This window comes from Dissulfurispira sp. (assembly GCF_036745535.1).
Taxonomy (GTDB): Bacteria; Nitrospirota; Thermodesulfovibrionia; order Thermodesulfovibrionales; family Dissulfurispiraceae; genus Dissulfurispira.
In genome coordinates this window covers 1-1,424 of the sequence record NZ_DAIOFX010000183.1, presented here as the reverse complement: position 1 = coordinate 1,424, position 1,424 = coordinate 1, and the positions used below count along the sequence as shown (strand labels likewise).

Here is a 1,424-nt window from a genome sequence, read left to right as displayed (position 1 = left end):
AGATTGTTTAATAGAAGACATAGAGTTATGCCTTACGTATTACCATAGGTATTTGAGGCGGATAAGAACTACCAATGCTATGGAAAGGAGCTTTAGGGAAGTCAGAAGAAGGACGGAATAGGAAAATTCAAGGATGAGGAGCTGGCATTGACAATGGTTTACTGGCAGATAAAAGAATTGAAGTGGTATGGGGTTGATATGACAAGAGATGCGAGGGCGATACTTGCAGGGATAAAGATGTCTAAACTTGGCAGTACTGCCGCCTAATTAGGAACAATGAAAACCATTGAGAATAAAACCACTGAAAGAATTTGCATAAAAGACTTGACGGTATCCCAGCAGGTTAAAAAACAAAAAGGGGTAAAGGAATGATAGCTGAATAATCTGTTTTCAGATGCAAATTTTTTTGGGATATAGTTTTTCTTAGTTCGTCAATTCCTTTTGCATTGTCAATGGAATCAGTAGTGGAGTTCTTCCTTCTCTGAGCACACCCAAATCTCGATGTTCTGATGAGTTATATCAGTGGCAGGCGCCTTGACAGCTGCAGGTTTTGCCTTTTGCTTTTTGGAATGCCTCACGGCCTTCTTTTACGGCAAAACCAGCAATAAATAACGCTCCCATCGAATCAAGCCCGCCGATGCCTGTGAACTCGTATCCTGTACTCGATACGAGGAGGGTTATGGATAGGTAAAGGCATGCCTTCGAACAATTCGCATCAGCCAGAAGCGCCTGAGAATTCAATTGTGTTCCGACTTTAATCTTATAATGAATGAGCGCCCACATTGTGAGGGTTGATACCGTTGCGACAATGATGCCCCAGAGAGTAGTTTCAGGCTTGTGTCCCTCATAGAGGTTTATTGCAGCCGATGCCAGAAGACCAATGGCAAGGATGGAGAATGCAGCGCCGGTTACCTTCAGCGCACGCCGTTCAAAGGAATCAGGGTTCGAATTGCTGTTCTGTCTTATTCGACGTATAATGTGATATATCCCAATGCCGGAGATAACCTCCACAAAGGAATCCAGACCAAAACCAAATAAGGCAATGGTTTCATCCTCAAGGCCAAAGTACACAGAAACAAACCCCTCAAGGATATTGTAAAAAATGGTGATTAGGGCTAGTACCGAAGCCCATCTGTATAGCCTATCGTTTTTCTGCACTAACCCGAATGTCAGCGTTGCCACATTTCATTTTAACAGTTCCTTGAGTTTAATTTCCTTTTTGCCTCAACATAACGCCATATCGCAGCCCTGACAGCGTTCCTTTTTCTTCCACACCGAGCGGTATAAAAGATACACCACTCCTCCGATAACGACGGACATCAGCGCAAAATCAACGAACTCACAACTCTATTCCGAAGATTATCGCAATTCCACTCAAAGTGAGCATAAACCAGTGAAAAATATTCATCCGCCTAAATGCTTTT

1 protein-coding gene is annotated in these 1,424 nt (G+C 43.0%); it reads right to left on the bottom strand.

Annotation, left to right across the window (positions count from 1 at the left end; all coding sequences use genetic code 11):
• Positions 1-519: 519 nt before the first annotated feature.
• The gene (locus V7L97_RS12705) at positions 520-1,182 is read right to left on the bottom strand and encodes a cation transporter (RefSeq protein WP_333656569.1); all 663 of its coding nucleotides are present in this window, start codon (positions 1,180-1,182) and stop codon (positions 520-522) included.
• Between the last annotated feature and the right edge of the window lie 242 nt (positions 1,183-1,424).